The sequence below is a fragment of the Streptomyces sp. DH12 genome (assembly GCF_020873895.1).
Lineage (GTDB): Bacteria > Actinomycetota > Actinomycetes > Streptomycetales > Streptomycetaceae > Streptomyces.
In genome coordinates, this window is the sequence record NZ_JAHWGT010000010.1 from 22,295 (window position 1) to 48,047 (window position 25,753).

Sequence of the window (25,753 nt, forward strand, 5' to 3'; positions counted from 1 at the left end):
GAGCGACCCTCGGAATTACTGCTCCGCGCAGAAGTGCGCCAGCAGAGCATGGACCATCTTCACGATTTCGTCACCCGGCTCCGGAGGGAACCGCGGACGCGTCGCGTGCGTCTTCTCTGCGCCGTTCCGCGGGTCGCGTGGGGCTCGTTCGGGCGGGCTGGGTGGGAAAAAGCCGCAGACTCCCCGAAAAAGTCGGCCATCCAGGGGTGTTCGTTCGCTTTGATGACGTCATCAGTGCTCTCGTCGCTTCTCGGCCTGACGGACGGCGTGTGCCCGTAAATGTCACCTCCGAGACCCTTGCGGTCGAATTCCCTTGCTTTAGCAGGTGATTGATGTCACAGCTTCGCCGGGCTTGTGGATTTCGCGTTCACCACCCCTGCACAATCGCCGGGCTATTTGTCGAATTCCCTGCGTGGCCCTCGTGTTTCCCGGTCCGCAGTGGAAGTGGGGGGTTCCATGTCCTCGTCCGATGCCGGACGCTCTTTCGGTCTGCCCGGAAACCTGGCCGTGTCGCGCGCGACGCGCCGTTCCGGCCGGCCCCGCCGCCGTTCCGGCCGGCCGACCCGGGCCCGCGGGCTCGGCGTCCTGCTGTCGGCGGTCCTGTCGGTGACCCTGCCGCCGGCCGAGGCATGGGCCATCGCCCCTCCGACCCCGCGCACCGGGCCGGTCCTGGAGGAGCTCCAGCAGGAGGAGGTGATCGACCCGGACCAGGCCCGGATGGAGGAGCTGTCCAGCTGGGCCGGCGGACCGGTCGAACCCCCGGCCGACTACGAGCCCACCGAGGTCACACCCCCGGCCGGCGGCACCACCCCGGTGCCGCTCGACGGCGCGGGCGAGCAGCTGGTGCAGGCGGGCGCCCTGCCCGTACGCATCGGCCAGGCGTCACCGACCGAGGAGACGCCGGCGCCCCCGGCCCCCGCGGGCACCTGGGACGTCACGGTCGAACCCCGGACCACCACCGAGGACACGGCGGTGGACGGCGCCCTCATCAAGCTGACCCCGCCCGAGGCGGGCTCCACCCCCGTCGACGTCGAGCTCGACTACGGCCGGTTCGAGGACCTCTTCGGCAACGAGTGGTCGACGCGCCTCCAGCTCGTCCAGCTCCCCGAGTGCTTCCTCACCGACCCGCAGCTCGACGAGTGCGCCACCCCCGTCACCATCCCCAGCAGCAACGACCCCGGCACCGGAACCGTCCGGGCCACCGTCGACCCCGCCGCCGGCCAGGCACAGGGACTGTCCACCCAGGCGGGCGGCGGCCCGGTCGTCCTCGCGGCGACCGACTCGGCCTCGGGCGCGGGCGGCACGTACAAGGCGACACCGCTCTCGGCGACCGGTTCCTGGACGGCGGGCGGCAGCGGCGGCGGCTTCTCCTGGTCGTACCCCGTTACGGTGCCGGCGCCGCCGGCCGGGCCGGCACCGAGCATCAGCCTCAGCTACTCTTCGCAGTCCGTCGACGGCCGCACCTCCGTCGCGAACGGCCAGGCGTCCTGGATCGGTGACGGCTGGGACTACCACCCCGGCTTCATCGAGCGCCGCTACCGCTCCTGCAACGACGACCGCTCCGGCACCCCGAACAACGGCAACAGCACGGACAAGAAGAAGTCCGACCTCTGCTGGGCAGCCGACAACGTCGTCATGTCCCTGGGCGGCTCCTCCACCGAACTCGTCCACAAGGCGGGGACCTCCGCCTGGACCGCGTCGAACGACACGGGCGCCACGATCGAGTACCGGGACAAGAACGGCGCCGGGAAGAGCGCGCAGACCGCCGGCCACGACGGTGAGCACTGGGTCGTGACGACCCGCGACGGCACCAGGTACTGGTTCGGCCGCGACACCCTGCCGGGCCGCACCACGCGCACGAACTCCACCCTCACCGTCCCCGTCTTCGGCAACCACGACGGCGAGCCCTGCCACGCCGCCACGTACGCGGCCTCCTCCTGCTCCCAGGCGTGGCGCTGGAACCTCGACTACGTCGAGGACGTCCACGGCAACGCCATGGTCGTCGACTGGAAGAAGGAGCAGAACCGGTACGCGAAGAACGAGAAGTTCACGGCGGCCGCCTCCTACGACCGTGACGGCTACCCGACGCAGATCCTGTACGGCCTGCGTGCCGGGGCCCTGACCGCCCCGCCCGCCGGCAAGGTCGTCTTCAAGGCCGCCCCCCGCTGCATCGGCAGCGCCACGACCTGCTCCGAGACCAAGTTCGAGTCCAAGAACTACCAGGACAAGCAGCCCTGGTGGGACACGCCGTCCACCCTGCACTGCAAGGCCACGGCCGACAAGTGCCACGTCACCGCCCCCACGTTCTGGAGCCGGGTCCGCCTGTCGTCGATCGAGACGCACGGCCAGCGCACCGCCGGCTCGACCGCCCTCTCCCTGGTGGACCGCTGGACCCTGCACCAGTCCTTCCCCCGGCAACGCACGGACACCCACCCGCCGCTGTGGCTCGAGTCGCTCTCCCGCGTCGGCTTCGGCCGGCCCGACGCCTCGGGCCGGCAGACCGACAAGGACCTGCCGCCGGTGTCGTTCATCCCGAACGTGACCGACATGCCGAACCGCGTCCTCAGGAGTACGGCGGACCATACCCCGGACTTCGACCGGCTGCGCATCGAGACCATCCGCACGGAGACGGGCGGCGAAATCCACGTCGACTACTCGGACCCCTGCCCGGTGGGCGGACGCACCGTCTCCGCCTCGAACAAGAGCCGCTGCTTCCCCGTCCACTGGTCGCCCGACCCGGACGCGTTCGCCGACGAGAACCTGCAGAAGAGCGACTACACCAAGCCGGTCGAGTGGTTCAACAAGTACGTCGTGGAGAAGGTCACCGAGAAGGACACGGTGGCCCGCCAGCCCGACGTCGTGACGAGCTACACGTACGACGAGCAGACCGGCGCCGCCTGGGCCAGGAACACCGACGAGTTCACCAAGCCCGCGCTGCGCACCTACGACCAGTGGCGCGGCTACGCGAGCGTCACCGTCAGGAAGGGCGCCACCGCCCACACGGGCAGCGCGGAAGCCACCGAGCAGTCCCAGGTCACGACGCGCTACTTCCGCGGCATGTCCCGCGACGCCGGTGGAACCCAGGTCCTGGTCAAGGACTCGACCGGCACGCTGGAACTTGGGGAGGACATCCTCGCCCACCAGGGCCGCGCCGCGGAGACCCTCACCTACACCAAGGCGGGCGGCAGCCTCGCCGCACGCGAGATGTCCTGGCCGTACGCGAAGGTGACGGCGTCCCGGGCGCGCCCCGGCCTGCCCGCACTGGAGGCGTACCGCACCGGCACGCTGCGCACGGACTCGGTCCAGTACCTCGACGGCGGCCGCACCCGCACCGTCCGCACGCTGACCACCCACGACGATACCTACGGGCTGCCCACGACGGCCCACACCTCCACCCGCACGCCGACCACCGCGGGCGGCGAGACCGTGACCGACGAGAAGTGCACGGTCACCACATACGTCCACAACACCGCGGCGCACCTCATCGGCCTGCCCGACCGGGTCCGCACCACGGCCGGCGGCTGCGCCGACGCCGCCACCGCCCCGACCGGCCGGATCATCTCCGACAGCCGCACCTCCTACGACGCGCTCGGCGCCTTCGGCGCGGCCCCCACCAAGGGCCTGCCGTACCAGGTGGACACCGTCTCGGGCAGCGGCACCGGCTGGATCACCTCCGCGCGCACCTCCTACGACGCGCTGGGCCGCGCCACGAAGGTCACGGACGCGGCGGGCAACTCCACCACCACGACGTACACCCCGGCCACGGGTCCGGCGTTCGAGGTCACCCAGACCGACGCCGCCGGCCACGCCACGACGACCGCAGTGGACCCGGCCCGCGGCTCCACCCTCTCGGTCACGGACCCCAACAACCGCAAGACGACGACCACGTACGACGCGCTGGGCCGGATCACGGGCATCTGGTCCCCGTCCCGCCCGGTGAACCAGGACGCGTCCGCACGCTTCGCGTACCGGATCGAGGACAGCAAGGTCCCTGCGGTCCACACCCGCGTCCTGCGCGACAACGGCACTTACGAGGACTCGTACGCCCTCTTCGACGGCCTGCTCCGCCCGCGCCAGACGCAGAGCGAGGCCCTCGGCGGCGGCCGCATCGTGACGGAGACGTCCTACAACGCGAGCGGCGCCCCGCAGGAGACGCGCGACGGCTACCTGGCGGAGGGCGAACCCGAACCGGAAATATTCGTTCCACTCTCGCTCACCCAGGTGCCGAGCGCCACCAAGACCGCCTACGACGGCCTCGGCCGCCCGACCCGCACGACAACCCTGCACGAGGGCGTGCCTCAGTACTCCGGCACCACGACCTACGGCGGTGACTGGACGCTGGCCCGGACGGCCATGTCGGCCGACGGCTCGACGCCGCTCTCCGGCAGCCGGGCCGTGAAGACCACGACGGACGCCCTCGGCCGGACGACGCTCATCCGGCACTTCACCAGCCAGAACGTGGCGGCGGAGAGCATCGACACCACATACGCCTACGACCCTCGCGGCCACCTCGCCGGGGTCACGGACGCCCAGGGCAACACGTGGAGCTACACGTACGACGCCCGCGGCCGCAAGACGTCCGCCACCGACCCGGACGCCGGCGCCGCGTACTTCGGCCACAACGCCCTCGACCAGCAGGTCTGGACCCGCGACAACCAGGGCCGCCACCAGTACTCGACGTATGACGTGCTCGGCCGGCAGACGGAGCTGCGCGACGACTCGGCGACGGGCCCGCTGGTCGCCGAGTGGACCTTCGACACCCTGCCCGGCGCCAAGGGGCAGCCCGTGGCGTCCACCCGGTACCACTCCGGGGCCGCGTTCACCAGCGAGGTCACCGGCTACGACACCGAGTACCGGCCCACCGGTTCGAAGACGACGATCCCGAGCACCCCGCAGACCACGGGCCTGGCCGGCACGTACGCCTACGCCACCACCTACACGCCGACCGGCAAGGTCCAGACGGTCGACCTGCCCGCCGCACCGGGCGGCCTCGCCGCGGAGAAGGTCGTCACCCGCTACGACGGAGAGGGCTCGCCGACCACCGTGTCGGGCCTCTCCTGGTACACCGCGGACACCTTCCTCAGCCCGTACGGCCAGGTGCTCCGGACGGCGTCCGGCGAGGCACCGCGCCGGGTCTGGACGACGAACGTCTACGACGAGAACACCCGCCGCCTGCGGCGCACCACGGCCAACCGGGAAACCGCCCCCACCCCCGTCTCGACGACGAGCTACGGCTACGACCCGGTCGGCACCATCACCTCGATCACCGCCCAGCAGCCGGCCGGCACCGAGGAGCAGTGCTTCGCCTACGACCCGATGGGCCGCCTGGTCCACGCGTGGACCGACGGCAACGCGTCCGCCGTCTGCCCGCGGACGTCGACGGCGCCGGGTGCCGGCCCCGCACGAGCCGATGTCTCGGCGGGCGTCGACGGTGGCGGCTACTGGCACTCGTACGGCTTCGACGCGATCGGCAACCGCACGAGCATGACCGTCCACGATCGCACCGACGCGGCCCTGGACGACACGTACACCTACACGTACGGCCGCAAGCTGCCGGACAACCCGCGGCCGGTACAGCCGCACACCCTGACCCAGGTCGACGCGGTCGTCAACTCACCGGGCTCCACGCTCAAGCCCCGCTCCACCTACGCCTACGACGCGTCCGGCAACACCACGGCACGCGTCCTGGGCGGCGACCGGCAGAACCTCAGCTGGGACCGCCGCAACAAGCTGACCTCGGTCGACACGAACGACGACGGCACGGCGGACGTGTCGTACCTGTACGACGCGTCCGGCAACCGCCTGGTGGAGGACGACGGCACCACGCGCACCCTCTTCCTCGGCGAGGCGGAGATCGTGGTCAACACGGCCGGCCAGCCCCTGGACGCCCGCCGCTACTACAGCAGCCCCGGCGCCCCGACGACCGTCCGCACGACGGGCGGCAAGGCCACGGGCCACAAGCTCACGGTCATGCTGGCGGACCACCACAGCACGTCGACCACGTCGGTCGACCTCTCCGCCGCCCAGACGGTCACCCACCGCCGCTTCGACCCGTACGGCAACCCGCGCGGCACCGAACCGACCACGTGGCCCGACCGCCGCACGTACCTGGGCGTCGGCATCGACGACCCGACCACGGGCCTGACCCACATCGGCGCCCGCGAGTACGACGCCTCGACGGGCCGCTTCATCTCGGTCGACCCGATCATGGACATCACGGACCCGCTCCAGATGAACGGGTACACGTACTCGAACGCGGACCCCGTCAACTTCTCCGACCCCACGGGCCTGATCATCGCCGAATGCGGCCGGCAGGAACTCTCCTGCACCGAGAATGGCACCAAGGTAGTGGGGACGGGTTCCAAGGATCCCGGCCCCAGCGCCCCGTCTTCCGAAGATTGGCAGTCCGAAGGGGAAATGCGGACGGACTTCGATGGCGACGGTTACATTGCCGTTTACCCGACGGTCAAGGTCCCGGTCAAGTGGGATGGTGCGGAGAAGTACATACAGGCCTTCTACAGCAGGGTCGACGATGTGTGCCTCTACGGTCGCGAAAGTTGTGCAGACCTCTCCGTCGCGCATCGTGGCATGGACATCAATAACTGGAAGGGCAGAGCTTGCCAGGCTGCCGGTGGTCGATGTCCTGCGCACCTGAAGTGGGGAATGGGGGCCGCACTGGCCGGCGGCTTCCTGGTCGCTGCGGGGGAGTTCGCGGGGCACCGCGCGCGGAACTCCGGACCGAAAAAGCGGACGGACTGCAAGTGTTTCCCAGCCGGTACCGATGTCCTGATGGCGGACGGGACGAAGAAGCAAATCGAGCAAGTTGATCTCGGCGATGAGGTTCTCGCGACCGATCCCCTCACCGGTGAGTCCGGTGCCCGCGAGGTCACGCAACTCATTGCAACGGAGAATGACAAGCGATACAACGACCTGACGATCATTACTGAAAGGGGAGATGAGGCCCTTACGGCGACCCATGAGCACCCTTTCTGGTCACCGTCCGAAGGTGCGTGGGTGGAGGCAGGTTTTCTCCGCGCGGGGATGACGCTGCTCACGGATACCGGTCACACGGTAACTGTCTCGGAGAACCGTGCATATATTGAGCGCGCCCGCACCTACAACCTGACGGTCGCGGACCTCCACACGTACTATGTGCTGGCGGGGCAGACTCCGGTTCTGGTTCACAACAGCAACTGCGATCTTGCTGCGCATGAGGCTGCGGGGGGTCACGCAATCAGTCGGCATGTCGGCAAAACCGATGCTGAACTGGCCGCACGCAACATCCGATACTCCTCGACGTTTACTGACCTTGCTGCGGCCAATAGGGCGACCGGTGGTAATCTCGCCGCTAATCAGGCAGGCATCAATCAGTGGCTCGCAGGGAGAGGGAATCGACTCGTGATTAATGGTCCGATGGATGCTTCCGGGGGAAGGGTGTATGAGCGTGCCACGCAAAGTACCCTCAGCCCGACAGGTGTGACCACAGTGCTCCAACGTAATCCCTCAATGCCTAACGGCTACCACATCGTGACCTCGTACCCGATGCCGTAATGAAGGCGGACTCGATGCGTTACCTTGCGCAGGCGTATTTCCATCAGGATTACGACCTTGAAGCGGAAGAGCCGATTCAGATTTTGACGGAGTTTCGGGAGGTCGAACCCCCTGAGGCGGTCGAAGAATTGCGAGCATCCCTGGAGCAGATCGTAGCTTCGGGTATGGGGGAGGACGGCTTGGCTGAGGTTTGGCTTGAGACGGCCGGCGCCTCGTACGATCCGCGTCAGGATGGGATCGCTATGTCCCTCTGGTTTCACCAGATGATCGATTCGCTGATGTAGCTCCACCTGGAGGTAAGAGTCTGGGTGCAAGCGCAAATCTGAAGCCCCGCCAGAGCATCTCTGGCGGGGCTTCTGGGGTGCTTGACGGCAGTAGTTGACGGCAACGTCAGCGGAAGGGGGCCGCGCAGAGTGGCGTGTCGTCGCCGTCGTCGTGGGGCGGGTTGGTGTCTGTCGTGCCGTCGAGTGCGGTGCTGAGGATGTCGATGGCGTGGCGCTGGAGGCGGAGTCGGACGTGGGCGTAGACGGTGGCGGTGACGCCGATGTGGGCGTGGCCGAGGAGTTCCTTGATCACGACGAGTTCGACGCCCTGTTCCAGGAGCAGTGTGGCGGTGGAGTGGCGGAGGTCGTGGAAGCGGATGCGCCGGAGCCCGGCCCGGTGGAGGAAGCTACGGAAGCGGCGGGTGAGGTTGGCCGGGTCGAGAGGCCGTCCGGTCGGCATGGTGAAGACGAGGCCGTTGTTTTCCAGCCCGGCCCTGCGGTCTCGCGCTCCCTTTCCTGCCGTCCCGGTGCTTCTTGAGGGAGTGGATGCATTGGGTCGGGAGCGCGATACGGCGCTCGGACGCCCGGCTCTTGTGGGGAGATGTGTGAGGCCGCCGGTGCGAGTGCGCTGGAGCGAGCGCCGGATGCTGGCCGTTCCGGTGGTGAGGTCGAGATCTTCCCAGCGGAGGCCGAGGAGTTCGCCCTTGCGGAGTCCGGTGCGGAGGGCGGGTTCGTACGGCGCGTGGAGCCGGTCGGCGCGGGCCGCGTCGAGGAACTGGCGGGCCTCGGCTGCGGTGAGCGGACGGAAGCGCCTGGGCTGGTGCGTGGTGGTCTTGACGTTGCGTGCGACGTCCCGGGGCAGCTCGTCTTCGCGGACCGCGTGTTCCAGCGCCGATTTGAGCACCGAGTGCACGTAGGTCACGGTCAAAGCGGACAACCGCTTCTGGCAACACTCGCCGACCGAACAGCACCTCTTCTGCACCGCGTCGAGCCCCTGGGCGCAGCACTGGCAGGTGGTGCGGAGTCGGTCGAGGAAGGTGCGTACGTCTTTGGTGGTGAGGCGGGCGATCTTCTTGGTGCCGAGGCCGGGGATGAGGTGGAGGCGGACGCAGGAGGCGTAGCGGGTGTGGGTGTTCTCGCGGAGCCGGTGGATGGCGACGCTGTTGAGCCAGTAGGTGAGGTAGTCGCCGACGGTGCTGTCGGCGGTGGCGACGGGCAGGCCGCGGTTGCTGTCGGCGATCTTCTCGGCGAGTTTGTCGGCAGCTCCTCTCCGAGTGCTGCCGTAGACGCGGACGCGTATGCGGGTGCCGTCAGCGGCGAGGACGTAGCCGGCGGATTCCCAGCGGCCGTCCTTGCGCTGGTAGATGGTGCCTTCGCCGTTGGCGCGGGCCTTCTTGCGCTTGGGGGCGGTCATCGGGCGGCCTCTTCCAGGTGACGCTGGACGTAGTCAGCGAGGGCGTGGGCGGGGATACGGCGGGCGCGGCCGATGGTCAGAGAGGCAAGGCGGCGGGTGCGCATCAGGTCGTAGAGGGCGGAGCGGCCGATCTTGAGGCGGGCCATCGCCTCGGGGACAGTGAGGAGTTCGTCGTCACGCACCGGCTCTCACTCCCTGTTCGCATATCGGGCCGCCGTGGATGAGTGCGGCGAGGCGTTCAAGATCGGGAGTGAGGCCGGTGCCGTCATAGGCCCAGTCGGCGATGACGAGGGTGGGGTCGGGGAGGGCGGAGGGGTGTGGCGGCGGTGCTGGTGCGCTGAAGGGTGCGGCGGATTGCGGCGGTGCCGGCGTCGAGGTCGAGGTCTTCCCGGCGCAGGCCGAAGAGTTCACCCTTGCGGAGTCCGGTGTGGAGGGCGAGTTCGAACAGGGCGTGCAGCCGGTGTCCGCGCGTGCCGCGAGGAGCGGGCGGGCTTCGTCGGCGGTGAGGGGTTCGAAGCGGCGGGGTCGTGGGGTGCGGGTGCGGACGTTGCGGGCGACGTTGCGCGGGATCTCTTCCTAACGCACGGCTTGCTCCAGGGCGGGCTTGAGGGCGGAGTGGATGTAGGTGAGCGTCAGCAGGAGGAGCAGCTTGTGACAGCACTAGCCGGCGGCGCAGCAGCGGGGCTGGTCGCGTTGGGCGTCGATGCCGCGTGTGCAGCACTGGCAGGTGGTGCGGAGTGGGTTGAGCCAGGTGCGGACGTCCTTGGCGGTGAGCTTGGTGAGCTTCTTCTTGCCCAGGCCGAGGATGAGGTACCGGTGGACACATATCTAGAGCAGGCCCACATGCGACTGAAGAGCTCTACCGCAATCCTATTTGGGTAGAGCTTTTCAGCCTTTTGACGGCAACGGTGACGGCAACATCAGCGGACGACGGCTGCGGTGGGCGGGTTGTCTACGGCGTCGGTCCGGCTGAGGGTGTTGCCGAGGGTGTCGAATGGCCTGGCGCTGGAGGCGGAGTCGGACGTGAGCGTCGGCGGTGACGCCGGTATGGGGGTGGCCCAATAACTCCTTGATGACGACGGACGACGCCTTGTTGCAGGAATAGGGTGGCGGTCGAGTGGTGGCGGTCGCGGAAGCGCATTCGGCGGAGTCCGGCCCGGTCGAGGAAGCGGCGGCTGAGGTTGGCCGGGAACGATCGACCTTGCCTGCGGCATGGTGAACACGTGCCCCTTGTGTTGCCATGTGGATAGGTCGGGGTGCCGTGCGTGAGTGGATGGCTACCGCTCGTCGCGCGTGGTGCGCCAGTCGGTCACGATCGCTTCGGCGTCGAACGGGTTCAGGTTCAGTGGGGGGCCCGGGGGTGGGCGGCGGAGGGTGGTGGTGATCTTTTCGTTGATCTCCGCCACGATGCGGCGCACCTGGGTCTCCGAGACCGCGCGGCCGATCGCCTCCAGGGCGTCCTCGGCCTCCTTGCGGAGGGCGAGTGTCGGGGGGAGGGCGGCGAGGCCCTCGCGGTGCATCTTGCCCTTGACCCACCACAGGTCGTCGTAGGGCGCGGTGTCGTCGGGGAGGGGTCGGCCGAGGCCGGAGAGGTGGGCGAAGTCCCCGCGCTCCGTCGCCTCGCGGATCTGCCGGTCGACCCATGACTCGAAGCCGATTCCGGGGGGTTTCCGTTCGGTCATGTGCCCAGGGTAGGCGGAGGGCCGGCGGTGGTCACCGGGGCGTACCGGGGGTACCGGGGTGTATCGGTGTGTGGTGGTGGCGGGAAAAGGCAGGGGTCCCCCTTCCCGCACCAGGCTGGTGCGGGAAGGGGGACCCCTTGGGTGGTGCTAAGTCGAGCGCGATCGTCGACCCTGGCTTATCAGGCCGGGGTGACGTTCTCCGCCTGCGGGCCCTTCGGGCCCTGCGTGACGTCGAAGTTCACGAGCTGGTTCTCCTCGAGGGAGCGGAAGCCAGACGCGTTGATCGCGGAGTAGTGGACGAAGACATCCGGGCCGCCGCCGTCCTGGGCGATGAAGCCAAAGCCCTTTTCAGCGTTGAACCACTTGACGGTTCCGGTAGCCATAAGCCCTCCTTGGGCCAAAGGGTTGCCCTGCTCCAGAACCTGCATACAAGTCTGAAAACTACAAAAGCCTGCGGGTTACATGCTCCGCAGGCTCTGTACTGCAAGGGAAACCAAACTGCAACTTGCGTCGAGCCTAGCACGCAGCATCCGAAGATGGGTAGAGGCAAAGATCACTCCATCGTGACGTCACCCGGATGTTTGAACCGCCGGAAGCCGGATCTTGACGGCGGGGCCCGCCCACCCAGTGAGACGTCGCAGCCAGGAGGGGGTCTAGCCTCACGAGTGTGGACGAATCACAGCGGACCCGGCCCCGCGTCGGGCACATCCAGTTCCTGAACTGCCTGCCCCTCTACTGGGGCCTCGCGCGCACCGGCACGCTGCTCGACCTGGAGCTGACCAAGGACACCCCGGAGCGGCTCAGCGAGCAGATCGTGGCCGGCGAGCTCGACCTGGGGCCGGTCACGCTGGTGGAGTACCTGCGGAACGCCGACCGGCTCGTCGCCTTCCCCGACCTGGCCGTCGGCTGCGACGGGCCCGTCATGTCCTGCGTGATCGTCTCCCAGCTGCCCCTGGAGCGGCTGGACGGGGCGCGGGTCGCGCTGGGCTCGACCTCCCGCACCTCCGTCCGGCTCGCGCAGCTGCTGCTCGCCGAGCGGTACGGCGTCACCCCGGACTACTACACCTGCCCGCCCGACCTGGGTGTGATGATGCAGGAGGCCGACGCGGCGGTCCTCATCGGCGACGCCGCCCTGCGCGCCTCCCTGCACGACGCGCCGCGGCTCGGCCTCCAGGTCCACGACCTGGGGCGGATGTGGAAGGAGTGGACGGGGCTGCCGTTCGTCTTCGCCGTGTGGGCCGTGCGGCGCGACTACGCGGAGCGGGAGCCGGCCGTCGTGCGGAAGGTCCACGAGGCGTTCCTCGCCTCCCGGGACCTGTCGCTGGAGGAGGTCGCCAAGGTGGCCGAGCAGGCCGCGCGCTGGGAGTCCTTCGACGCGGAGCTGCTGGAGCGGTACTTCACCACCCTCGACTTCCGCTTCGGCCCGGAGCAGATGGCGGGGGTGCGCGAGTTCGCCCGCCGGACGGGGCCCACCACCGGGTACCCGGCCGACGTGCGGATCGACCTGCTCCAGCCCTGAGGGGCGAGGGGCGAGGGGCGAGGGGCGGCGGCGGGCCCGCGGCCCCCGTCGGTCAGGGTGCCGGGATCGGGGCCTGCATGTGGCGGCTGATCCACTGGATCGAGCCGTCCTCCATCCCCTTCACGTACGTCTTCGCGTTGTGCCCGCCGTCCTGGATGACCTGGAGGCGGGTCTTCACCGGGCCCTTGCCGTAGGCGCCGATGAAGGAGCGCAGGTTCTGCAGGCCGGACTCGCGGGTGCCGATCTGGAAGGCCAGGTACACGTCCCGGTCGGGTGCGGACGGCTGCGCGGAGAGGGCCTTGGCGAGCTTCTCCGGGTCGTTGGCGGCCTTCTCCGCCTCGTGCCCGGCCCACAGCGGCGAGTCCGGCTTGGTGTCCGGCCCGGACGCGATGACGGCCTTGAACTTGTCCGGGTGCTTCAGCACCGACTTCAGCCCGACGAACGCGCCCGACGACGACCCCATGAACGCCCAGCCGTCGCGCGAGTCGAAGGTACGGAAGTTCGCCCGGACGAAGTCGGGGACGTCCTCCGTCATCCAGGTGCCCATCTTCTCGCGGCCCGGGATGTCGCTGCCGTCGTAGTAGTACTCGTCGTCCGGGTTCAGCACCGGCATGACGACGACGAACGGCAGGCTCTTGCCCTCCTTCGACCACCTGCTGATGCTGCTCTGCAACTTCAGGTCGGTGCCCATCCAGTAGTTCTTCGGGTAGCCGTTGCCGCCGGGCAGGGCGATCAGCACGGGGAAGCCGCTGTTCGCGTACCGCGTCTCGAAGTACTGCGGCGGCGCCCACACCCACACCTTGCCGGTGAAGCCGGACTTCTTGCCCTCCAGGGTCGTCACGCCGATCTTCGTGCCGTCGTCGACGGTGTTCTCGGTGGTGAACTCGGCCTTCGGGCCTGTCGGCATGAGCGTCTTCGGGGCGCCGCCCGCCGGGTCGGCCCCGTCGCCGCCCCGGCCGGCCGTGCCGCCCGACCCGGCCCGGTCGGACGGGGCGGACGGGTCGGACGGGGCGGACGTGCCGGCCGGTGTGTCGAAGGAGACGGGTTCGCCCGTGCAGCCCGCGGTCAGGACGAGGGAGCCGAGGGCGGCGACGGCCGCGAGCGCCGTGCGGGGACGGTTCATGGGAGCACTCCGGTGGAGGTGTGGGGTCGTGGTCGGGTCCCGGACGGGCGGGGGTCGTCGCGGTCTTCGGCCGGGTAGATGGCGCGGCGGGCGGTCGGGTTGGCCGTCCGTACCGGTCAATCGCCGTGATCCCGCGCACCCCGCCGCCGGGTCGGCTCGGTGCCCGTTCGCCATCGTGGGTACCGGCCCCGCGCCGCCCGGGCCCCGGGGCGACCGGCCCCGCGCCGCCCGGGCCCCGCGCCGACCCGCCCCCGCGCCGCCCGGGCCGCGCGAACCGGCCGCGACACCCCTGGCGTAGGCTGGTCCGGCCCGTCCACAACCTGCCGAAAGGTACGCAACCGGTGACCGAGAAGGCCGACCTCCAGTCCGTTCTCGACCGTGCCGCCGCAGGTGGGCGGATCACCCCGGAAGAGGCGCTCGACCTCTACCGCTCCGCGCCGCTGCACGCCCTCGGCGCGGCCGCCGACGCCGTGCGCCGCCGCCGGTACGCCGGTACGGAGCACATCGCGACGTACATCATCGAGCGCAACATCAACTACACCAACGTCTGCGTCACGGCCTGCCGGTTCTGCGCCTTCTACGCCGCGCCCAAGGACACCGCCAAGGGCTGGACCCGCGACCTCGACGACATCCTGCGCCGCTGCGCCGAGACCGTGGAGCTGGGCGGCACGCAGATCATGTTCCAGGGCGGCCACCACCCGGACTTCGGCGTCGAGTACTACGAGGAGCACTTCGCCGCCATCAAGAAGGAGTTCCCGCAGCTCGTCATCCACTCCCTCGGCGCGTCCGAGGTCGAGCACATGGCGCGCATCTCGGGTGTCTCCGTCGAGGAGGCGATCCGCCGCATCCACGCGGCCGGCCTCGACTCCTTCGCCGGCGCGGGCGCCGAGCTGCTGCCCGAGCGGCCGCGCAAGGCGATCGCCCCGCTCAAGGAGTCCGGCGAGCGCTGGCTGGAGATCATGGAGATCGCCCACGGGCTCGGCGTCGAGTCGACCTCCACGATGCTCATGGGCACCGGCGAGACCAACGCCGAGCGGATCGAGCACCTGCGGATGATCCGGGACGTGCAGGACCGCACGGGCGGCTTCCGCGCGTTCATCCCGTACACCTACCAGCCGGAGAACAACCACCTGAAGGGCCGCACGCAGGCGACGATCTTCGAGTACCTGCGGATGATCGCCGTCGCCCGGCTGTTCATGGACAACATCGCCCACATCCAGGGCTCGTGGCTGACCGTCGGCAAGGAGGTCGGCCAGCTGTCGCTGCACTACGGCGCCGACGACCTCGGCTCGATCATGCTGGAGGAGAACGTCGTCTCCTCCGCCGGCGCCCGGCATCGCTCGAACCGGATGGAGATCATCGACCTGATCCGCAAGGCGGGTCGCGTCCCGGCGCAGCGCACCACCACGTACGAGCACGTCGTCGTCCACGACGACCCGGCGGACGACCCGGTCGACGACCGCGTCGTGTCGCACATCTCCTCCACGGCGATCGAGGGCGGCACCGCGCACCCCGAGCTGAAGCTGCTGAACGCCAACTGAGCCCGCGATGCTGACGCTCCACGTCGCCGAGGCGTCACCCGGCACGGCCGTCCTGGTCGACGGCGCGCACGTCGCCGCCGTCGGCCCGTACGACGAACTGGCCGCCGCCCACCCCCTCGCGCGGGTGCGGCGGTGGCCCGGCATCCTCACTCCCGGGCTGCTCAACCCGTACGGGCCCGAGCTGCTGGAGCAGACGTACCACCCGGATCCGCGCGAGGCGGAGGAGTTCGGCACCGAGCCGGTCACGGGTGAGCGGGCGCGGGCCCTGTTCCGCGCCGACCCGTCGCGGCAGGGGGCGAGCGCCCGGCGCGGGGTGCAGCGGCTGCTGGCGCACGGGACCGTCGCCGTGGCCGGCGAACTGCGCGGCCGGGCCGCCCAGGACGCCGTGCGCAGGGCCGGTCTCGCGGTCGGCCGGCGGCCGGCGGTGCTGCCGGGGCCGGCCTCGTTCTCGCCGGTGCCGCTGGTCCTGCTGCCGACGCTCACGGCCGGGACGCCCGCGCGGTTCGCGGTGTTCGACGTGCCCGACCGGGCGGCCCTCGTGCGGCGTGGCGCGTCCACGTGCGTGGCCACCGTGGTGGCGGGCCGCCTGGTGTACCGGCGGTGCTGACCGTACGCGCCGCCGGTCGTGTGCGGCGCGGGCCATGAGCGCCGGCCATGTGCGGCGCCGGCCGCGCGGCGCCGGGCGGGGGCGGCGCCGGGCGGGGGCGGGTGGCCGCACGGGCGGGCCGGTGTCCGGGGGCCGTGCCCGCCGGGGTGGCGTTCCGCCCGCCTGCCACAATGGGGCGCGTGACGCGAGCAACCCTGGACAAGCAGCCGCACGAAGTCGCCTCGATGTTCGACGACGTCGCCGCGAACTACGACCTCACCAACGACGTGCTCTCGCTCGGCCAGGACCGGCGGTGGCGCAGGCAGGTCGCCAAGGCCGTCGACGCCCGGCCCGGCCAGCGGGTCCTCGACCTGGCCGCGGGGACCGGCACCTCCTCGCTGCCGTTCGTGGAGGACGGCGCGTACGTCGTGCCGTGCGACTTCTCCCTCGGCATGCTCCGCGAGGGCAAGAAGCGGCACCCCTGGCTCCCCCTCACCGCGGGCGACGCGACGCGGCTGCCCTTCCGGGACGGGGCGTTCGACGCCGTGACGATCTCCTTCGGGCTGCGCAACGTCCAGGACACGGACGCGGCGCTGCGCGAGCTGTACCGCGTGACCAAGCCCGGCGGGCGCGTCGTCATCTGCGAGTTCTCGCACGCGACCTGGGCGCCGTTCCGCACGGTGTACGAGGAGTACCTGATGCGGGCGCTGCCGCCCGTCGCCCGCGCGGTGTCGTCCAACCCGGACGCCTACGTCTACCTCGCCGAGTCCATCCGCAGCTGGCCCGGCCAGCCGGAGCTGGCGGCCCTGCTCCAGGGGGCCGGCTGGACCAGGGTGGCGTGGCGGAACCTCACGGGCGGCGTCGTCGCCCTGCACCGCGGCACCAAGCCCCTGGACGTGTAACGGCTTTGACGGCGCGTCGCCAGCCGGGAGGATGAGGGCCGACCCGTCCCCGGCACCAGGAGCACCCATGGCGTCGTCCTGTCCGCACTGCGGGGCCGTATCGCCCCCGGAGGCCCGCTTCTGCATGAACTGCGGCCGGGAGCGGTCCGCGCCGCCCGCCACCGCCGATGCGGCGCCGCCCGCGGTCCCGGCCGCCCCCGTGGTCCCGCCGCCCGGCCACGCGCCCGGGGCGGCCCCGGCGGCGGGTTCGGTGCCGCCACCGGGTTCCGTACCGCCGGGTTCCGTGCCGCCGCCCCCGCCGGGGTACGCGCCCGCGCCGGCCGCGCCCTCGCCCGCCGCGGAGTTCGCCCGCCGGGCCTTCCGCGGGGCGTGGGCCCCCGCCGTGCGCGCCGCCGCCTGGCCGACCGCCGTGCTGCTGGTGCTCGCGGTCGCGCTCTCCCTGCCCTCGTATGGCCAGGAGCCGGGCGAGGAGGCCCCCCTCGGCTGGGGCGACCGCTTCCGGGTGGCGCTGGCCCTGCTCCTCCAGGCGTTCGGCGGCGGCTTCGAGCTGTCGACGGCCGCGCCGTACGGCCCCGGCCCCGGCACCGGCGGGGACGGCGGCGGGTACGACCCCGGCGGCTTCGGCTCGGGCGGCTTCGGCTCGGGCGCGGGTTCCGGGGGCTTCGGTTCCGACGCCGGCGGGCTCGGTTCCGGCTTCGGCGAGGGTGCCGCGCAGGGCGGCGCCGAACTGTCGATGGTCCCGCTGACGGTCACCCTGCTGTGGGTCGGCGCGCTCTGGCTCGCCGCCCGCGCGCTGCGCGCCCGCGGGGCCGGGGTCGACGCGGCCGTGCGCGTCGCGCTCCCGGCGGCCGGGGCCGTGCTCCTGCTCGGGCTGTTCGGCAGGCCGGAGGTCCAGGGGGTCGCCGTGTCCGGCTCGCCCCTGCTTTCCGCGCTCGTCGCGCTGCTCCTGGCGCTGGTGGTCACGGCGGCGGTGCTGCACCGCGACGGGATGGCCCGGTGGTCGGCCGCGCGGCCCGGGGCGGCCGTGGCCCTGCGAGCCGCCGGGACGGCGGCCCGGGCGCTCGCGGCCGTCCTCGCGGTCGGCGCCCTCATCGGCCTGGTGGCGTACGCCAACGCCGACGGCGTCGACGGCGCGTCCGTCCTGCCCGCCCTGGCGATCCTGCCCAACCTCGGTGCCGCCGTCCTCGGCGTCGCCTGGGGCGCCCCGCTGGAGTACGACGTGCAGGGCAGTCTCGGCATGCTCGGCTCCGGCGCGGAGCGCGGCGGCGTGGGGCTCTCGCAGATCGGCGACGAGTGGGGCGGCTGGGCGGTGACCGGCCTGGTCGCCTTCGGCGTCGCCGCCGCGCTCACGGCGGGCCTGTGGGCCGCGCGCCGCTCGCCCGACCGGGGCGGCCGGCTGCTGACGGGCGGGGTGTTCCTCGGGGCGTACCTGCTCGTGGCGGGGATGAGCGGGGTCGGCGTCCGGATGGCGGGCGAGGTCGACGGCTTCGGCGGGCAGGGCCGGTTCGAGGTGGCGCCCAGCGTCCCGGACGCGCTGCTGCTCGGTCTGCTGTGGGTGGGGGCGGCCGTCCTCGTCGCGCCGTACCTGCTGCGGTTCACCGGGCGCGGCAGCGGCGGCGGGGGCGGCGTGCCGTACGCCGCGGTCGCGCCGGGCGCCGCACACCCGGCGCGGTCGGCCCCGTGGACGCCCCCGGCCCCGGGCGCGGCCCCGGCGTCCGCTCCCGGTACGGCCCCGGAGCCGGCGTCCGCCGCCGGTACGCCTCCGGTCCCCGGGTCCGGCCCCGGCGCGGTCGCGCCCGCCCCGGACGCTCCCGCCCCCGGCTCCGTGCCCGCGCCCGGCTCCGTGCCCGCGCGGGTCGGGGAGCCCGCTCAGGGCGCCGACAATACGCACGACCCGGCTCGGAGTACCGCTCACGGCCCTGCCGCCGCTACCGCGACCGCCTCCGCCTCCGCCTCCGCCTCCGCCGGCAGCGGGTACCCCGGCGGGGCGCACCCGGGCCAGGCGTACCCCGGCGGCCCCGGCGGCACGTACCCCGGCGAAGACCCGGTCACCGCGCCCGTACCGGCCGTCGAGCCCGTCACCGCACCGCCCGCCGCGGGGGCGCGGCGGCGGGCGCTGCTGCTGTGGGGCGGGGCGCTGGTGGCCGCGTTCGCGGTCGGCGGCGGGGTCACCACGGGCCTGCTGATGCTCACGGAGGAGGGGCGGCCCGGGACCGCCGTCCGGCCCGCCCCGGACCCGGACGCCAAGCCCGTGGTCGGCGCGAGCGGCGGGGCCACGCCCACGGCGGCGCCGGCCCCCGCGGCGACGCCGACGGCGAGCGCCCCGCAGGCGTCCCCGGACGCCTCCGCGGCGCCCGGCGGTTCCGGTTCCGGTTCCGCGGCGCCGTCGGCCGGCGCCTCCGACCCGGCGGCGGGCGGCACGGAGCCGAACGTCCCGGCGGGATACGAACGGGTCAGCGACGTCGAGGGGTTCGCGTTCGCCGTGCCCTCCGGGTGGCAGCGGGTCTCGGCGAAGCAGGGCCAGATCACCTACGCCGGCCCGACCGGCATGGCCCACTTCCTCGTCGGGGTCGTACGGAACGCCCCGTACACGTCCCTGGAGAACCTGACCGGCCTGGAGGCGAACTCGCGCAAGCGGAACCCCGGCTACCAGCGGGTGCGGCTGGAGGCGAACACGTTCCAGGGCAGGCCCGGCGCCCTCTGGGAGTACACCTACCGCGACGCGTCCGGCGAGACCGTGCACGCCGTCGACCAGGCGTACGTCGCCGAGGACGGCACCGAGTACGCGATCTACTTCACGGCGCGGGAGCGCGACTGGTCGGAGGCCCGCAAGACCTTCGACGTGGCGCTCTCCACCTGGGCGCTGAACGACGTGGACTGAGTCCCGCCGGCCGGGCCCGGGCCCGGGCCCGAGCCCGAGCCCGGGCCCGAGCCCGAGCCCGGGCCCGAGCCCGAGCCCGGGCCCGAGCCCGAGCCCGGGCCCGTACCACCGCCGCCACCGGTACGGGCCCCGGCCCCGGCGGTCCCGGCGCGGCCGGGACCGGTCACAGCCGCAGCCCGAACCGGTGGCACAGCACGCCGTCGCGCCCCGGGACCGGCAGGGTCTCCTCCAACTCCATGCCCAGGCGCCGGGTCACCGCCACGGAGCGGGCGTTGCGGGCGTCGACCATGGCGACGACGCGGCCGACGCCCGCCGCCCGCACCCGCTCCAGGGTCTCTTGGGCCGCGGCGGTCGCGTACCCCCGGCCCCACGACGGGCGGGCCAGCCGCCAGCCGATCTCGACCTCGCCCACCGGGCCCCACGCGTGCGGCCACGGCTGGGCGCCGGTGAAGCCGGCGACCTCGCCGGCGGCGTCGAGCAGCGTCCACAGGCAGAAGCCGCGCTCCGCGTCGTGACGGCGCTGGCGCGCGGTGAACTCGTGGTAGACCGACAGCTCGGCGGGGCGGCCGCCGTGGAACTCCATCACCTCGGCGTCGTCGAACGCCCGGTGCCAGGCGTACGCGTCCTCCTCCGTCGGCACCCTCAGTCGGAAGGGCGGCCCCTCCGCGGGCTGGACCGCGGCGGCGTCGAGCAGCTCGGGCATCGGGGTGGCCCTTCGGGTAGGGGAACGGCGGGTCCCCATAGACTGCCCGTGTCCCGTGCCGTCGGCACGCCATTTCGAGCCTCGGGAGAAGCCGCCGTGACCGAGTCCCTCTCCGAACACCGCGCAGACGTCATCGTCGTCGGGGCGGGTCCGGCGGGTTCCACCACCGCGTACTACCTCGCCAAGGCGGGTCTGGACGTCCTGCTGCTGGAGAAGACGGCCTTCCCGCGCGAGAAGGTGTGCGGCGACGGGCTGACCCCGCGCGCCACCAAGCAGCTCGTGGCGATGGGCATCGACATCTCCGAGGAAGCCGGCTGGCTGCGCAACAAGGGCCTGCGCATCATCGGCGGCGGCGTCCGGCTCCAGTTGGACTGGCCGGAGCTGGCCTCGTACCCGGACTACGGACTGGTCCGCAAGCGCGACGACTTCGACGAGCAGCTCGCCCGGCAGGCGCAGAAGGCCGGCGCCCGCCTGTACGAGCGGTGCAACGTCGGCGAGCCCGTCCTCGACGCGCGGACCGGACGCATCACCGGCGTCCACGCGAAGCTGGGCGAGGAGAAGACCCCGGTCACCTTCCACGCCCCGCTCGTGGTCGCCGCCGACGGCAACTCCAGCCGGCTGTCCCTCGCGATGGGCCTGCACCGGCGCGAGGACCGGCCGATGGGCGTGGCGGTGCGGACGTACTTCACGACGCCCCGCCACGAGGACGACTACCTGGAGTCCTGGCTGGAGCTGTGGGACCGCCGCGGCCCCGGCCCGGACCGCCTCCTGCCCGGCTACGGCTGGATCTTCGGCATGGGCGACGGCACGTCCAACGTCGGCCTCGGCATCCTCAACTCCTCCGCGGCCTTCCGCGAGCTGGACTGGCGCGAGGTGCTGAAGGCGTGGTGCGCGTCCATGCCGGAGGACTGGGGCTTCACGCCCGACAACATGACCACGCCGATCCGCGGCGCCGCCCTGCCGATGGCGTTCAACCGCCAGCCGCACTACACGCGCGGCCTGCTGCTGGTCGGTGACGCGGGCGGGCTGGTCAACCCGTTCAACGGCGAGGGCATCGCGTACGCCATGGAGTCCGGGCAGCTCGCCGCCGACGTCATCGTGCAGGCCCACGCCCGCACGACCGACGCCCAGCGGGAACTGGCGCTGCACAACTACCCGAAGGTCCTCAAGGACACCTACGGCGGCTACTACACCCTCGGCCGCGCCTTCGTGAAGCTGATCGGCAACCCGAAGGTCATGAAGATCGCGGCGCAGCGCGGGCTCACCCACCCGATGCTGATGCGGTTCACCCTCAAGATGCTCGCCAACCTCACCGACCCCACGGGCGGCGACGCGATGGACCGGATCATCAACGGCCTGTCGAAGGTCGCCCCGAAGGCGTGACACCGCCGGCCGGGAACGACCTGCGGTAGGCGGTGGGGGAGACCCCCACCGCCCGGGTGAAGTGGCGGCGCAGGTTCGCCGCCGTACCCAGCCCGCTGCGCTCACCGACCTGCTCGACGGGTAGGTCGGTGCACTCCAGCAGGGTCTGCGCGCGGGCGACGCGCTGCTGGAGCAGCCACTGGAGCGGGGTCGTGCCGGTCGCCTCGTACAGCCGGCGGTGGAAGGTGCGGGCGCTCATCCGGGCGCGGCGGGCCAGGTCGTCCACGGTGAGCGGCCGCGCGAGGTGCTCGGTCGCCCACTGGAGCACCGGGCCGATGCCCTCGTCGTCGCTCGGCGGCAGCGGCGCGTCGATGAACTGCGCCTGCCCGCCGGCACGGTGCGCGTGGACGACGAGGCGGCGGGCCAGCTGGTTGGCGACGCGCGCGCCGAGGTCGCGGCGGACCAGGTGGAGGCAGAGGTCGAGCGCGGCGGTCGCGCCCGCGCTGGTGAGGACGTCGCCGTCGTCGGTGTAGAGCACCGAGTCGTCCACCCTCACGCCCGGGTGGCGGGCGGCCAGTTCGGCCGTGTGCTGCCAGTGGGCGGTGGCGCGCCGGCCGTCGAGCAGCCCGGCCGCGGCCAGGGCGAAGGCGCCGGTGCACAGCGACACCATGCGGGCGCCCGAAGCGGCCGCCTCGCGCAGCGCCTCCACCAGGTCGGCGGGCACCTCCCGGCCGCTGTCGACGCACTCCTCCGGTACCGACGGCACGATGACGGTCCCGGCGCCGACGAGCCCGTCGAGCCCGTGGTCCGTACGGAGCGAGAAGCCCACCCCGCCCGCGCCCGACGCACCCGCTCCCGCGACGCCCGCGCCCGACGCGCCCGACCCCCAGGCCCCGCCGGGCGGGGCCGGCGGTTCGGCCGCGCAGACGCGCAGGCGGTACCAGGGGTCGGCGAGGTCGTCGTGGGGGATGCCGAAGACGGCCAGGGCGATCGAGAGCTCGTACAACTCCCAGTGCGAGAGGCCGGCGTCCTGGACGACGGCCACGGCGACGGTTCCGGCGGGCATGCCCCGGAGCGTACGGCAGGAATCGTGCGGACGGCGGCAGTCCTGCCACTGTCCGCGCCCGGGACGCGCTGCGAGGGTGGATCACGCAGAGGCAATCCACGCGCAGAGGGAGAAACAAGGCGATGAGCCGTGAAAGCGTCACCGTGCTCGGACTGGGGCAGATGGGATCGGCCCTGGCTGCCGCGTTCCTGGCGGCCGGTCACCCGACCACGGTGTGGAACCGCACGCCCGCCAGGGCCGACGGCCTTGTCGCGGCCGGCGCGCGCCGGGCGGGGACGGTCGCCGAGGCGGTGGCGGCGAGCGAGCTGGTCGTGGTGTGCGTCCTGGACTACGGGGCCGTACGCGAGCTGCTCGAACCGCTCGCCGGCGGGCTCGCGGGGCGGACGCTCGTCAATGTGACGTCCGGTTCGCCGGAGCAGGCGCGGGAGACGGCGCGCTGGGCCGCCGGGCAGGGCGCGCGGTACCTGGACGGCGGGATCATGACCACCCCGCCCGGGGTGGGCGACCCCGCCAGCATGTTCCTCTACAGCGGCTCGCCCGAGGTGCTGGAGGCGCACCGGGCGACACTGGCGGTCCTGGGCGACCCGATCCACCTCGGCGGGGACGCGGGGCTCGCCTCGCTCTACGACGCGGGGCTGCTCGGGATGATGTGGTCGGTGTTCGGCGGCTGGCTGCACGCCACCGCGCTGGTGGGCGCCGACGGGGTGGAGGCGGGGGAGTTCGCCCCGGTCGCGCTGCGGTGGCTGTCGACCGTGGGCCTGTTCGTGGAGCGGTACGCGGGGCAGATCGACGCCGGGCGGTACCCGGGGGACGACGCGACCATCGACGTGCAGCTCGCGGCGGTCGGCCACCTGCTGCACGCGGGTGCCGAGCGGGGCGTCGACGGACGCCTCCCCGAGCTGCACCGGGAGCTGATGGCGAAGGCCGTCGCCGACGGGCACGGCGGGGACAGCTACGCGCGGATCGTCGAGGCGTTCCGCCCGGCGCGCTGACGGCCCGCCGACGCCCGCCGACGGCCCGCTGAGGCCGACGCCCGCCGACGGCCCGCTGAGGCCGACGCCCGCCGACGGCCCGCTGAGGGCTCCCGTACGCCCGCTGACGGCCCGTACGCACGGCCAGGGCCGTCGCTCCCGCCCCGAGCGGGGGAGCGACGGCCCTGGATGGCGTGGTGCGGCAGCGGCGGCCGCGGCGGCGCGTCGGCCGCCGGGCGCCGTCCGGGTCAGAGGATGCGGACCGCGCCGGACGGCCTGTCGTAGTCGAGCGACCGCTCGACGACACCCGTGCCGGGGTTCTGCGCGCCGACGAAGTTGCCGCCGCCGACGTAGATCGCCACGTGGTACGAGCCGCTGCGGCTGCCCCAGTAGAGGATGTCGCCCGGCTGGAGGTCGCCCAGCGAGACGGAGGTGCCCATGCTCGACTGCGAACCGGAGACGCGGGGCAGGTCGATCCCGGCCTGGCGGTAGGCGGCCTGGACGAGGCCCGAGCAGTCCCAGGCGTTGGGGCCGGTGGCGCCCATGACGTACGCGTCGCCGACCTGGGCGCGCGCGAAGGCGACGATGGCGGCGGCGGAACCGGTGGCCCTCGGCGTGGACGAGTCGCTGCTGCTGCTGCCACCGCCGTTGCTGTCGCGGCTGTCGGACGACGCCGACAGGGTGGTGCGCTCGGCGGTGCGGGAGGCGCGCTCGCGGGCCTCGGCGCGGGCCTTCTCCTCGGCCTCCTCGGCCTTGCGCTCGGCCTCCGCCTTGCGCTCCGCCTCGGCCTTGGCCGTCCTGGCGTCCTTGGCCGCCTTGCCGGCCGCGGCGTCCTCCTGCGCCCGGAGGTCCTGGGCGAGCACGTCCTGCTGGGTCGCCTCGGCGGAGGCGGCGACGGCGGAGGAGAGCGCGCCGGACAGGTCCACGTTGGTGAGCGCGGGCATCTCGATGGTCTCGGTCACCGGCTCGGCCTGAGCGGGCGACGCGGCCACCGCGATGGTGCTGAGGACGCCACCGGCAACTCCGGCGCGCAGCGCGAGCTTCGAGGAGCTGCGGCGGGGCTTCCGGTGGCTGGGTATGTGAGCGGTGTGGGACATGGGAACAACCGCTATCAGGGCTTCGTGGTTCCCATCAAGAAACGTGTGTTGCGCCACAGTTCGGGCTGGAAGGGCCGAATCCGCTTCCGTAGGCCCTTTATTGACGCCGTAACGGACATTTCAACCTCTCGTGATCATGCCCGTGATCATGGGTTATCCGCGAAACGCCCGAATTGCCGTGCGCCTACCACTCGTTCATGCGGTTGGCCAACGCCGCTTTTCCGGCGACCCGAGTCGAGTGGCACAGGTCACACGTACCGCCCCGTCGGCGGCCGTCCGCCGGGTGCGCTCCGCCGCGTGCGTCCACTCCGGTCCCGCCGAGCCCTCGCACGAGTGGGGTGGACTCCTTTATCACTCGGACGCGTCCGACTCGAATTTGCGCGTAGCGGCTTTCGCTTGATAGTGCAAGACCGCCTCGACCAGCGGTGACGGGCGCTGATGTCACGTATCGTCGCCAGTCCGTCACGTGTGGTGTGAAGATCACCGTTCATCCGAATTCATGATCGTTCGCCAGGTGGTGGAGATCACAAAGACGTTGACGCACCCCGTGTCGCAGATCACAGATCGACGGGCATAGGATGCGTCCCAAACGGGCTTGTGAACTGCCTCACATGTAAGCGATCTTCCGGACCGAAGTCAGTGGACCGGAAGGTTCCGGGGCGGCGACGTGGAAGCCCGGTGCGGTCCAACGGTCAAGGACGACTGGAAGGAGCGAGGAGCGTGAATGCCTACACGCCCATCCTCGTGCTCGGCGCCCTCGGGGCAGCGTTTGCGATCTTCTCCGTGGTCATGGCCACGCTCATCGGCCCCAAGCGGTACAACCGGGCCAAGCTCGAGGCGTACGAGTGCGGCATCGAGCCGACCCCGACGCCGGCCGGAGGTGGCCGCTTCCCGATCAAGTACTACCTGACGGCGATGCTCTTCATCGTCTTCGACATCGAGATCGTCTTCCTCTATCCCTGGGCCGTCACCTTCGACGCACTGGGGATCTTCGGGCTCGTGGAGATGCTGCTCTTCGTGCTCACGGTCTTCGTCGCCTACGCGTACGTGTGGCGGCGCGGCGGCCTGGAATGGGACTGAGGGGCTGAAGGG

At 72.0% G+C, this 25,753-nt stretch carries 18 protein-coding genes and 2 pseudogenes; 10 read left to right on the forward strand and 10 right to left on the reverse strand.

Going from position 1 to position 25,753, the window contains the following annotated elements; translation table 11 throughout:
- Positions 1–507: 507 nt before the first annotated feature.
- The gene (locus LPA54_RS11215) at positions 508–7,551 is read left to right on the forward strand and encodes an RNase A-like domain-containing protein (protein ID WP_228976392.1); all 7,044 of its coding nucleotides are present in this window, start codon (positions 508–510) and stop codon (positions 7,549–7,551) included.
- 14 nt (positions 7,552–7,565) lie between these two features.
- A complete protein-coding gene (locus LPA54_RS11220; protein WP_228976394.1) occupies positions 7,566–7,835 on the forward strand; it encodes a contact-dependent growth inhibition system immunity protein in 270 nt (89 codons plus the stop codon).
- Positions 7,836–7,941: 106 nt separating this feature from the next.
- Here LPA54_RS11220 and LPA54_RS11225 read toward each other — a convergent pair whose 3' ends face one another.
- The 6 genes and pseudogenes from LPA54_RS11225 to LPA54_RS11250 all read right to left on the reverse strand — a co-directional run bounded on the left by LPA54_RS11225 (position 7,942) and on the right by LPA54_RS11250 (position 11,293).
- A complete protein-coding gene (locus tag LPA54_RS11225) occupies positions 7,942–9,228 on the reverse strand; it encodes a site-specific integrase (protein ID WP_228976396.1) in 1,287 nt (428 codons plus the stop codon).
- Positions 9,225–9,410, reverse strand: coding sequence for a helix-turn-helix domain-containing protein (locus tag LPA54_RS11230; RefSeq protein ID WP_111339028.1), 186 nt, complete (start codon positions 9,408–9,410; stop codon positions 9,225–9,227). The genes LPA54_RS11225 and LPA54_RS11230 overlap by 4 nt, the downstream gene beginning before the upstream one ends.
- 143 nt (positions 9,411–9,553) lie before the next feature.
- A pseudogene (gene xerC / locus LPA54_RS11235) lies at positions 9,554–10,053 on the reverse strand (tyrosine recombinase XerC); the annotation flags it as partial.
- A 95-nt stretch (positions 10,054–10,148) separates the two neighbouring features.
- Positions 10,149–10,475: pseudogene (locus LPA54_RS11240) on the reverse strand (site-specific integrase); the annotation flags it as partial.
- 30 nt (positions 10,476–10,505) lie between these two features.
- Positions 10,506–10,910 carry a DUF1992 domain-containing protein gene (locus LPA54_RS11245; RefSeq protein WP_228976399.1) on the reverse strand — a complete coding sequence of 135 codons (405 nt, stop codon included), beginning with the start codon at positions 10,908–10,910 and terminating at the stop codon, positions 10,506–10,508.
- A 179-nt stretch (positions 10,911–11,089) separates the two neighbouring features.
- On the reverse strand, positions 11,090–11,293 hold the full coding sequence (locus LPA54_RS11250) for a cold-shock protein (protein WP_008738468.1): 204 nt from the start codon (positions 11,291–11,293) through the stop codon (positions 11,090–11,092).
- A gap of 284 nt (positions 11,294–11,577) precedes the next feature.
- On the opposite strand from LPA54_RS11250, the gene LPA54_RS11255 reads away from it, so the two are divergent.
- A complete protein-coding gene (locus LPA54_RS11255) occupies positions 11,578–12,429 on the forward strand; it encodes a menaquinone biosynthetic enzyme MqnA/MqnD family protein (RefSeq protein WP_228976401.1) in 852 nt (283 codons plus the stop codon).
- A 52-nt stretch (positions 12,430–12,481) separates the two neighbouring features.
- Here LPA54_RS11255 and LPA54_RS11260 read toward each other — a convergent pair whose 3' ends face one another.
- Positions 12,482–13,552 carry an esterase family protein gene (locus LPA54_RS11260; RefSeq protein ID WP_228976404.1) on the reverse strand — a complete coding sequence of 357 codons (1,071 nt, stop codon included), beginning with the start codon at positions 13,550–13,552 and terminating at the stop codon, positions 12,482–12,484.
- Between the two features lie 341 nt (positions 13,553–13,893).
- Between LPA54_RS11260 and mqnC the strand changes: the two genes are divergently transcribed.
- The 4 genes from mqnC (at position 13,894) to LPA54_RS11280 (ending at position 19,462) form a co-directional block, all read left to right on the forward strand.
- Positions 13,894–15,093 (forward strand): cyclic dehypoxanthinyl futalosine synthase, encoded by a 1,200-nt coding sequence (gene mqnC, locus LPA54_RS11265; protein ID WP_228976405.1) that lies wholly within the window; start codon positions 13,894–13,896, stop codon positions 15,091–15,093.
- Between the two features lie 7 nt (positions 15,094–15,100).
- Positions 15,101–15,700 carry a hypothetical protein gene (locus LPA54_RS11270; protein WP_228976407.1) on the forward strand — a complete coding sequence of 200 codons (600 nt, stop codon included), beginning with the start codon at positions 15,101–15,103 and terminating at the stop codon, positions 15,698–15,700.
- 179 nt (positions 15,701–15,879) lie between these two features.
- A complete protein-coding gene (locus LPA54_RS11275) occupies positions 15,880–16,581 on the forward strand; it encodes a demethylmenaquinone methyltransferase (RefSeq protein ID WP_228976409.1) in 702 nt (233 codons plus the stop codon).
- A gap of 67 nt (positions 16,582–16,648) precedes the next feature.
- Positions 16,649–19,462 (forward strand): zinc-ribbon domain-containing protein, encoded by a 2,814-nt coding sequence (locus LPA54_RS11280; RefSeq protein WP_228976411.1) that lies wholly within the window; start codon positions 16,649–16,651, stop codon positions 19,460–19,462.
- Between the two features lie 163 nt (positions 19,463–19,625).
- Here the strand turns inward: LPA54_RS11280 and LPA54_RS11285 are convergent, their stop codons facing one another.
- A complete protein-coding gene (locus LPA54_RS11285) occupies positions 19,626–20,165 on the reverse strand; it encodes a GNAT family N-acetyltransferase (RefSeq protein ID WP_228976414.1) in 540 nt (179 codons plus the stop codon).
- Positions 20,166–20,261: 96 nt separating this feature from the next.
- Here LPA54_RS11285 and LPA54_RS11290 point away from each other — a divergent pair, with 96 nt between their 5' ends.
- Entirely contained in the window at positions 20,262–21,548 is a 1,287-nt protein-coding gene (locus LPA54_RS11290; RefSeq protein WP_228976415.1) for a geranylgeranyl reductase family protein, read from the forward strand.
- Here the strand turns inward: LPA54_RS11290 and LPA54_RS11295 are convergent.
- Complete coding sequence (locus tag LPA54_RS11295; RefSeq protein ID WP_228976419.1) at positions 21,514–22,593, reverse strand: helix-turn-helix domain-containing protein; 1,080 nt, start codon at positions 22,591–22,593, stop codon at positions 21,514–21,516. The two genes, LPA54_RS11290 and LPA54_RS11295, sit on opposite strands and share 35 nt — an antisense overlap.
- 80 nt (positions 22,594–22,673) lie before the next feature.
- Between LPA54_RS11295 and LPA54_RS11300 the strand changes: the two genes are divergently transcribed.
- A complete protein-coding gene (locus tag LPA54_RS11300) occupies positions 22,674–23,585 on the forward strand; it encodes an NAD(P)-dependent oxidoreductase (RefSeq protein ID WP_368857860.1) in 912 nt (303 codons plus the stop codon).
- Positions 23,586–23,812: 227 nt separating this feature from the next.
- Here LPA54_RS11300 and LPA54_RS11305 read toward each other — a convergent pair whose 3' ends face one another.
- Complete coding sequence (locus tag LPA54_RS11305) at positions 23,813–24,661, reverse strand: C40 family peptidase (RefSeq protein ID WP_228976424.1); 849 nt, start codon at positions 24,659–24,661, stop codon at positions 23,813–23,815.
- A 720-nt stretch (positions 24,662–25,381) separates the two neighbouring features.
- Between LPA54_RS11305 and LPA54_RS11310 the strand changes: the two genes are divergently transcribed.
- Positions 25,382–25,741 (forward strand): NADH-quinone oxidoreductase subunit A, encoded by a 360-nt coding sequence (locus LPA54_RS11310; protein ID WP_058945141.1) that lies wholly within the window; start codon positions 25,382–25,384, stop codon positions 25,739–25,741.
- The last annotated feature ends 12 nt before the right edge of the window (positions 25,742–25,753 follow it).